This is a genomic window from Roseobacter insulae, from assembly GCF_019375555.1.
In the GTDB taxonomy this organism is placed as follows: domain Bacteria; phylum Pseudomonadota; class Alphaproteobacteria; order Rhodobacterales; family Rhodobacteraceae; genus Roseobacter; species Roseobacter insulae.
In genome coordinates this window covers 129341-137685 of record NZ_JAHXDN010000008.1, presented here as the reverse complement: position 1 = coordinate 137685, position 8345 = coordinate 129341, and the positions used below count along the sequence as shown (strand labels likewise).

9 protein-coding genes and 1 riboswitch are annotated in these 8345 nt (G+C 58.3%); of the genes, 6 read left to right on the top strand and 3 right to left on the bottom strand.

Annotated elements, in window-relative coordinates; translation table 11 throughout:
- The 3 genes from ftsY to KX928_RS22310 all read left to right on the top strand — a co-directional run.
- Positions 1-1034 (top strand): signal recognition particle-docking protein FtsY (gene ftsY, locus KX928_RS22320; RefSeq protein ID WP_219507210.1); only part of this gene is annotated, 1034 nt, incomplete at its 5' end.
- A 55-nt stretch (positions 1035-1089) separates the two neighbouring features.
- Positions 1090-1992, top strand: a complete 903-nt coding sequence (locus KX928_RS22315) for an EamA family transporter (protein ID WP_219507207.1) — start codon at positions 1090-1092, stop codon at positions 1990-1992.
- 10 nt (positions 1993-2002) lie between these two features.
- Positions 2003-2617, top strand: a complete 615-nt coding sequence (locus KX928_RS22310; protein WP_219507205.1) for an inner membrane-spanning protein YciB — start codon at positions 2003-2005, stop codon at positions 2615-2617.
- On the opposite strand, the gene KX928_RS22305 is transcribed toward KX928_RS22310, so the two are convergent.
- The 3 genes from KX928_RS22305 to KX928_RS22295 form a co-directional block, all read right to left on the bottom strand.
- The gene (locus KX928_RS22305) at positions 2614-3339 is read right to left on the bottom strand and encodes a Crp/Fnr family transcriptional regulator (RefSeq protein ID WP_219507203.1); all 726 of its coding nucleotides are present in this window, start codon (positions 3337-3339) and stop codon (positions 2614-2616) included. The two genes, KX928_RS22310 and KX928_RS22305, sit on opposite strands and share 4 nt — an antisense overlap.
- A 162-nt stretch (positions 3340-3501) precedes the next feature.
- Entirely contained in the window at positions 3502-4203 is a 702-nt protein-coding gene (locus KX928_RS22300; protein WP_219507200.1) for a glutathione S-transferase N-terminal domain-containing protein, read from the bottom strand.
- Complete coding sequence (locus tag KX928_RS22295) at positions 4187-5185, bottom strand: alpha/beta hydrolase (protein ID WP_219507197.1); 999 nt, start codon at positions 5183-5185, stop codon at positions 4187-4189. The genes KX928_RS22300 and KX928_RS22295 overlap by 17 nt, the downstream gene beginning before the upstream one ends.
- Before the next feature lie 116 nt (positions 5186-5301).
- Positions 5302-5378, top strand: a riboswitch (SAM riboswitch).
- A gap of 60 nt (positions 5379-5438) precedes the next feature.
- On the opposite strand from KX928_RS22295, the gene metZ reads away from it, so the two are divergent.
- The 3 genes from metZ (at position 5439) to KX928_RS22280 (ending at position 8292) form a co-directional block, all read left to right on the top strand.
- Positions 5439-6620: an O-succinylhomoserine sulfhydrylase gene (metZ, locus tag KX928_RS22290; protein WP_219507195.1), complete on the top strand. Its 1182-nt coding sequence runs from the start codon at positions 5439-5441 to the stop codon at positions 6618-6620.
- A gap of 156 nt (positions 6621-6776) precedes the next feature.
- Positions 6777-7880: a GTP cyclohydrolase FolE2 gene (gene folE2 / locus KX928_RS22285; protein ID WP_219507193.1), complete on the top strand. Its 1104-nt coding sequence runs from the start codon at positions 6777-6779 to the stop codon at positions 7878-7880.
- 172 nt (positions 7881-8052) lie between these two features.
- On the top strand, positions 8053-8292 hold the full coding sequence (locus KX928_RS22280; RefSeq protein ID WP_219507190.1) for a hypothetical protein: 240 nt from the start codon (positions 8053-8055) through the stop codon (positions 8290-8292).
- Positions 8293-8345 lie beyond the last annotated feature (53 nt).

The window sequence follows — 8345 nt, the reverse complement described above, 5'->3', positions numbered from 1 at the left end:
AGCCAGAGCCAGAGCCAGAGCCAGAGCCAGAGCCAGAGCCAGAGCCAGAGCCAGAAATCAAAGCAGCGCCCATGTCACTGCCGCGCTCACCGGCGCCGGTGGCAGAGGCGTTATCAGCCACCGACACTGACGAAGCGGCGACAAAACCGGGACTTCTGGGCCGCCTGCTTGGCAGGTCCGCAGCCAAAACCGTCGTCCGGCGGACCCTTGATGATGACATGCTTGAACAGCTCGAGGAGTTGCTGATCACGGCAGACATGGGCGTCGATACGGCGCTGCGCGTTGTCGCGAACATGGCCGAGGGCAGGCTGGGCCGGAAACTGTCTGTTCAGGAGATCAAGGAGCTTATGTCAGCGGAAATCGCCCGGATCATGGATCCCGTGGCAAAACCGCTGCCGCTCTACCCACGCACACCACAGGTGGTGCTTGTTGTCGGGGTGAATGGATCGGGCAAAACGACGACAATTGGCAAGCTCGCCAGCCAGTTCCGCGGCGCCGGCAAGAAAGTCGTGATCGCTGCCGGAGACACCTTTCGCGCAGCTGCCGTGGAACAGTTGCAGGTCTGGGGAGATCGTGCGGGTGTGCCGGTGTTGACTGCGCCGGAAGGATCCGACCCCGCGAGCCTCGCCTTTGATGCGATGACACAGGCCCAGGCTGACGGGGCCGATCTTTTGCTGATCGACACCGCGGGTCGATTGCAGAACCGAAGCGATCTGATGGAGGAACTGGCAAAGATCGTCCGGGTGATCCGCAAGAAGGACGAAACCGCGCCGCATAACACATTGCTGGTTCTTGATGCCACAACGGGTCAGAACGCGCTCAACCAGGTCAAGGTTTTCCGTGATATTTCAGATGTTTCCGGCCTGGTGATGACTAAACTCGACGGCACTGCCAAGGGCGGCGTTCTGGTGGCGCTTGCAGATAAGTTTGGCCTGCCGATCCATGCCATTGGCGTCGGTGAGCAAATTGACGATCTGGATGCTTTTGATCCACAGGACTTCGCCGATGCGCTGATGGGTCTTGAACGTTCATGAGCATCGTACGGGTTTTGCCCTTCGAACCCGGTGCATCAGACCGTGACATGACCATATGACGGAATGGCTGATTTCGATCGAAGGGACGGACCCCGGCCACCGGTTGGCCCTTACGCTGGCCCTGATGGCGGCCTTTCTTCACGCTGTGTTCGGTGCCTTGCAAAAGGGACGTCATGACCCCTGGCTGACGCGGGGGGCGATCGATTTTTGCTACATGGCGATGGCCACGCCTTTTGCGCTCTTCGTCGTGCCATGGCCGGAGCCGCATATGTGGCCGATTTTTGCAGCGGTCTGGATTATCCACGTCTTTTACAAACTCTTGCAGGCATGGGCTTATACCAAGGGGGCCTACACGGTTGTCTACCCGGTGGTTCGCGGCACCGGACCCTTGTTCACCGTCATTGGCGCCTACCTGATTTTCGGCGAGACGTTCTCAGCCACGCAGTGGATCGGCGTGGCTGTGCTGCTGGGCGGAATATTCGGGCTTGCGATCTATAACATGATCTTTCTGGTGTCGGAGCGCGACACCCTGCATGCCGCGCTGGGGTTGGCAGTGCTCACCGGTCTTTTTGTGGCCTTGTATACGACCTATGATGCCTACGGTATCCGCGCGACAGCCGATCCCTTCACGTTTCTGGCGTGGTTTTTCATGATCGATGGATTTTTGATGCCCTTCATCGCTGGCGCGCGTTGGCTGCGCATGGCGGGCCGGCCAACACTCGGCCCGCTTATGGTACGCGGATTTGCCGGTGGGCTGGTGGCACCGCTGAGCTTTGGTGCAGTGATGATGGCGACCCGGCTTGACAAGGTTGGTGAGGCTGCCGTGCTGCGGGAAACCTCCACCGTCTTCGCCGCCGTCATCGGCTGGCTTTTCCTGAAGGAAACCGTTGGACCGCGACGTATCGCCCTGATGGCATTGATTGCGCTGGGGGCTGTGATAGTTGAGATGGGGGGATAAGGAAGCTGATATGTCAGACATAAAACCGATCAATCCGGTTGTGAAACAGGTGCTCGAACTGGGCCCGACCGTATTGTTCTTCCTGATCTACCTGAAGATCAAGGAAGACACCTTTGTCATTGCCGGGACCGAGTACAGTGGCTTCATCGTCGCGGCGCTGGTCTTCGTGCCCATTTTACTGTTTGCGATGGGCGTGCTGTGGCATCTGACAGGCCAGCTCAGCCGTATGCAGGTCTTCACCGCCTTCATGGTGATCTTCTTCGGCGCCCTGACCGCGTGGTTTAATGATGAGCGGTTCTTCAAGATGAAAACCACCATCGTCTACGGCCTGTTCGCGGCTCTGTTGGGCATCGGCCTGCTGCGGGGGCAGTCGTATCTGGCTTATGTGATGAACGAAATGATGCCGATGAAAAGCGAGGGCTGGATGATCCTGACACGCAGACTGTGTGCCGCCTTTGCCGTGCTTGCCATCGCGAATGAACTGGTCTGGCGCACCATGTCGACGGATGCGTGGGTCAAGATCGAAACCTTCGGGTTTCCCGTGGCGCTGATGGCTTTCCTGATGTGGCAGTTCACTGCCCTTCAAGGCTACCTGATCACGGACGATCCCGAGAAAGACGCCTAACCTTGACCGACCGAGGCCAATGCGTCGACCATCGGTTTGGGAATGTTGTCCAGCCGCACGGAATCCTTGCCCATCGAATGCGCAACCTTATGTGCGAGATCGGCAGAAATGGCCGCTTCCAGTGCCAGTTTGAACCGGGCGCTGCGCAGGCATTTGCGGCGCAGCGTATCAAACCGCCATTCCAATACTTCCGCGCCTTCTTCCAGCCAGGCCGAAGCTGAACTCGGGGCACCGATCAGAAAGGCGATTTCCCCCAGAAACAACTTGGGTTTCAGGACAAAAGCCTGATCGCCCTTGCGGACCAGCGTGGAGCCGCTGATGATGAAATAGAGCTTGTCTCCGGCCTCTCCTTCGGCCGTGACCTGCTTGTCCTTGTCAACGGTATAGCGGCGGGCAAGCTTCATCAGCGCACGGAAGTCACCGGGCGGCAGCGGCGGAAAATCATAGTAGATGTCAGCATGCGCACGGGGGATCGCAAGACGAGACTTGCGCGCCAGCAGGCTGGTGAGACCTATCAGGTTGGCGGCACCGATCAGGAGGCTCACATAAATCGCCTCCCACAACGGGCTTTCTCCAACGGTAAAGTAGTAGATCAGATACACGCCGGTGCCGGACAGGATCAGCAAACGCAGTACCACCTGATGAATGATCACAAGACCCAGGATGTAAAATGCGCCAGCCAGGTAAACGAGCACTCCTGGCGAATACACATAGTCAGTCATAGACGAAAAACACCAAACACAGAATTTCGGCGAAGTCTGCGCGAAGTCAGTCAGGTTTTGCAAAGAAATTCATCGTTTTACGTGATATTTTGCACATATTTTGCGATCGAACGCGCCTTTGTCATTTCAAAACGAATGAAATCTGCCCGACCTTGCGCGCTGTCAGCGCTTGAACAGCTGGCTTTGAGCATCCTTGTCTTTTCGAAAATCCGCTCGTTTTTCCGCGTAAAGCGCTCTGCCTGCCCGAACGCCGGGGCGCTCTGCCATCATGTCCAGCCACCTTGCCATGTGGGGTTTGTCATCAAGCGTTTGCTGCTGGCCTTCCCACAGCGAGGCCCAGCCCCAGATAGACATGTCCGCGATCGAGTAGAAATCACCCGCCACAAATTCCGCTTGGGCCAGCCGCCGGTCCAGCACACCGTAAAGCCGGGCCGTCTCCGCGCGGTAGCGATCCTTGGCGTAGGGAATGTCGTTGGGGGGCTCCATCGTGGGCGCGTATTTCAGAAAATGATGCGCCTGGCCCGCCATCGGCCCCAGACCGCCCATCTGCCACATCAACCATTCTGTCACGGCGATTTGCTCGCGCTCTGTCTTGCCGCCGAATGTCCCTGTCTTCCGCGCCAGGTACTGCAGGATCGCCCCGGATTCAAAGATCGAGACAGGCGCGCCGTCCGGCCCCTCATGATCGACGATGGCGGGCATCCTGTTGTTGGGCGCAATCATCAGAAACTCGGGTGTGAATTGATCCCCGGCGCCGATATCGACCAGACGGGTTTCGTAAGGCAACGCCATCTCTTCCAGCGCGATGGAGATTTTCCAGCCGTTTGGTGTTGGCCAGTAGTAGAGATCAATAGGCGTGCTCATTCTGTTTCCCCTGCGCAGGTGCTGCGGGCATGATGCGTGTTTTCCAGCGCAGGGCAAGGGGCAGCGACGGCATGGATATCGCCCGTTGCGGCAGGGCGTCGGACTGGCGTTCAGACCGCCGGAAACGGGCCCATCGCGGCGCCGGGGTCTCGGGCAGCAGCCGCGCCAGGTGCGCCTGTGGCAGCTGTTCGGGATCGCGCAGCAGCTTTGTGTAGAGCGCCATGACGCCCGGGCGTGTGTAGGTGGACCAATGACAGACACGCCGCTGCGGTGGCGCAACCGGCAGGCGCAGGGACGTAAAGACCGACAGTGTCCTGGGGCAGTCCAGTTGCACCGTCGTTACGTTGGGCGCATCAATTCCCTGACCGATTGCCGTGTCGCCGGGTACCGGGGCGGTCACCAGGTTTTCGAAGGCCAGATCGAAAAGATCGTTCTCCCGGCTGACCACGTTGAACACTTCCGTGGTCAAGCCCGCCGGTGTCTGCAGCATGCGTTGCGCATGGCTGGAAAAACTTGCGCCTGTCAGCAGCACCATTCTGTCCAGATCATGTGCCGATAAATGCTCCAGCGCGGAAAGCGCAATTTCAGTCCCCAGAGAATGGGCAATCACGTGAACCGGCCGGTGCGGAGTTTTGGTGCGCAGGTGCCGGATCAGCGCCGCGAGGGTTTGGCCCAGTTCCGCGGCCCTGCGGTGCATCTGCCACAATGATCCACGCGCGTGCCAGCCAAATGCGATCCCCAATCCTTCGGCGGCCCGGCCTGCGCCGAAGCCAAGCGCCGTGGGCCAGCTGCCGGGCTTGGCAGCAAATATCTTGTCATGCGGGCAATGGTTTACGTCTCCGGGTGCATATTTGTAGCCATGTACCATGACGATCGCGGGACCGGGTGTTTCCCGATGACTGGCGAGTGCTGTTTCCGCTGGCTGGGGCCGGTCATGGAGCTGCAACCCCTGCGTCGTCGCGTTGATCCTGAGCAACGGCATCCTCTGCCCTCTCTACAAGATGTTGTGGCTGAGCTATCCACGATACATACGACAGGGGCATGAAATTACTGTTACAGCACCGTGACGGTGTTGACGCGCAACACCCTTTGTCTTAACGGTTCGCGCGTGGCGATTTGTTACCGGATTGCGGGCCACGTTAAACATTCCGCTAAAAGGTCACCGATGAGGAAACCCCGTCGCGTTGGCCGCGTCTGGGGTTTTTTTGTGCCCGAAAGGGGTGAAGGAAAAGAGAATGACACGCGAATTGAAACCAAGCACGCTGGCGGTTCATGCCGGCACACGTCGCAGTCAATATGGTGAAGTCTCCGAGGCGATTTTTCTCACGCAGGGCTTTGTCTACGAGACGGCGGAAGATGCCGAGGCCCGGTTCATCGAGGCCGGGCCGGACGAGTTCATTTATGCCCGCTACGGCAATCCGACGGTCGCCATGTTCGAGGAACGGATTGCGGCACTGGAAGGCGCGGAAGATGCGTTTGCGACGGCATCGGGGATGGCGGCTGTCTCCGGCGCGCTGACGTCCATGCTGAAAGCGGGGGATCATGTGGTGTCTTCGCGCGCGCTGTTCGGTTCCTGTCTCTACGTCCTGGAAGAAGTGCTCACCCGCTATGGTGTTGAGGTGACATTCGTTGATGGCGCAGACCTTACGGCGTGGGAAGCGGCCATTCGTGATGACACGGTCGCGGTGTTTTTCGAATCCATTTCCAACCCCACATTGCAGGTCGTCGATATCGCAGCGGTTGTCGCGCTTGCCCATGAGAAGGGCGCTAAAGTTCTGGTAGATAACGTTTTTGCAACACCGGTATGGTCCGATGCGATCGCACAGGGTGCGGATGTCGTGATCTATTCGGCAACGAAACACATCGACGGTCAGGGCCGCGCCTTGGGTGGTGTCATCCTGGGCACGCGGGAGTTCATTCGAAAAACGGTTGAGCCTTACATGAAGCATACCGGCGGCTCGATGAGCCCTTTTACCGCCTGGGTCATGCTCAAAGGTCTTGAAACGCTGAACCTGCGGGTGCGGGCGCAGACAGCGAATGCAACGGCGATCGCCCAAGCTTTGCAGGGGCATGGGAAACTTCGGCAAGTCATTTATCCCGGTCACGCTTCACATGCGCAACATGACCTTGTGACCCGGCAAATGGGGCAGGGCGGGACAGTTCTGTCGCTGGATATCGAAGGCGGCAAGGCGGCGGCATTCCGGTTTTTGAACGCCATCAGGGTGGGGGTGATTTCCAACAACCTCGGGGATGCGAAAACGATCATGACCCATCCGGCCACCACAACCCATCAACGCCTGCCGCAGGATCAAAAGGATGCTCTGGGCATCACGGACGGGCTGGTGCGTATCAGCGTGGGCATCGAAGATGCGGACGATCTGGTGTCCGATATCCTTACGGCACTGGACGCCGCCTGACCTCTTTTTGATGCAGATCGCTGAATTTTCCCCTTGTCAGTATTTTTGAACAAACACTGATCCCGATGGCGGTATCTGACGTATTTGTGAGTAGAGTTGGCCCAAGGGCCCCAATGCCCTATCTAAATACAAGACGCCGTCATGAGGGACATAGCGATGAACATCCACACACCCGTACTTGATGCCACACCAGACCGGGACGAAGCCGAAGCCGCGCTTGCGCTCCTGCGAAACTGGGCGAAGGGCGCGACTCCCACCGAAATTCTGGAGCTCGATCCCTCTGTGGCGCGGCTGGTGCCGGGCTCGGATACGGTGGATTACCCGGCGTTCTCGCGCGATTATCCGGACGGGTTTGCAAGTGACGACGGATATAAGGCGACGCTTCCCGACCTGCAGAACGGGCCGTCCAGCCTGATCCGCGGCGCCAGGCAGCAGATCCAGCATGTCGGTATCTCCAATTTCCGTCTGCCGATCCGCTTCCACACCCGGGACAATGGGGACCTGACGCTGGAGACATCGGTGACCGGTTCCGTCAGCCTTGAGGCGGACAAGAAGGGTATCAACATGTCCCGGATCATGCGCTCTTTCTACAAACACGCCGAGGCAACATTCAGTTTCGAGGTGATCGAAGCGGCGCTGGACGACTACATCAGTGACCTAGAAAGCTTTGATGCGCGCATCCAGATGCGGTTCAGCTTTCCCATGAAGGTCGACAGCCTGCGGTCAGGTTTGTCGGGATATCAGTACTACGACATTGCGCTGGAACTGGTTGAACAGGGCGGCGTGCGCAAGAAGATTATGCATCTGGACTACGTGTACTCCTCTACCTGTCCGTGCTCGCTGGAACTGTCGGAACATGCGCGCGCAACACGCGGTCAATTGGCCACCCCTCATTCGCAGCGGTCCGTTGCGCGTGTCTCCGTGGAAATAGACGAAGATGCCGGATGCCTTTGGTTCGAAGATCTTGTGGAAGCCTGCCGCCGGGCCGTGCCCACAGAGACGCAGGTCATGGTCAAGCGCGAAGACGAACAGGCCTTTGCGGAATTGAATGCTGCGAACCCGATCTTTGTGGAAGATGCTGCACGTCTCTTTTGCGAGCAATTGCATGCGGATGCGCGGGTCGGCGATTTCCGGGTCATCGCCAGTCATCAGGAGAGCCTGCACAGCCATGATGCGGTCAGTATCCTGGTGGAAGGTGACACCTTTGCCTCGCAAAGCCTTGATCCGAAGCTGTTCAACACGTTGTTTCACGTCGGATAACGGCCCGATACCCAAAAGAACCGAAGCGCGCACATCGTTGCGCGCTTTTTTTCGTGCACTGACGCCGAGCAGACAGGTACCGGCTATGCAGTGGCTGCAATTCTCATCTGCCCTGCGATGGGTTATGTAAGAAGCCAACGGGAGGAGACTTTAACTTAGATAAGGATCTCCAATGGCTTACCAGTCTACACACATCGAAAGCGGCTTTGGCCGTAACCTCAGCAGCCTCGTCGCAATCGTCCGCGGTTTCTTCAAATCCATCGGTACGGCCATGATTGTATCAAGCAGCTACAATGCGCGCGCTCAGATGGTTCAGAAACTTCAGGCCAAGTCTGACGAAGAACTGGCGGCGATGAACATCAGGCGCGAAGAAATCGTCCATCATGTTTTCCGCGACCTCTATTACGTCTGACGCCGTCCGGGGTGCCGCATCCGCTTGACACCGGAGCGGCGCGCAGCCAACTC

Excerpts from the sequence above, each read along its gene's own strand:
- KX928_RS22315 (WP_219507207.1), top strand. The coding sequence starts at position 1,090 with ATGACGGAATGGCTGATTTCGATCGAAGGGACGGACCCCGGCCACCGG.
- KX928_RS22310 (WP_219507205.1), top strand. The coding sequence starts at position 2,003 with ATGTCAGACATAAAACCGATCAATCCGGTTGTGAAACAGGTGCTCGAA.
- KX928_RS22305 (WP_219507203.1), bottom strand. The coding sequence starts at position 3,339 with ATGACTGACTATGTGTATTCGCCAGGAGTGCTCGTTTACCTGGCTGGC.
- KX928_RS22300 (WP_219507200.1), bottom strand. The coding sequence starts at position 4,203 with ATGAGCACGCCTATTGATCTCTACTACTGGCCAACACCAAACGGCTGG.
- KX928_RS22295 (WP_219507197.1), bottom strand. The coding sequence starts at position 5,185 with ATGCCGTTGCTCAGGATCAACGCGACGACGCAGGGGTTGCAGCTCCAT.
- metZ (WP_219507195.1), top strand. The coding sequence starts at position 5,439 with ATGACACGCGAATTGAAACCAAGCACGCTGGCGGTTCATGCCGGCACA.
- folE2 (WP_219507193.1), top strand. The coding sequence starts at position 6,777 with ATGAACATCCACACACCCGTACTTGATGCCACACCAGACCGGGACGAA.
- KX928_RS22280 (WP_219507190.1), top strand. The coding sequence starts at position 8,053 with ATGGCTTACCAGTCTACACACATCGAAAGCGGCTTTGGCCGTAACCTC.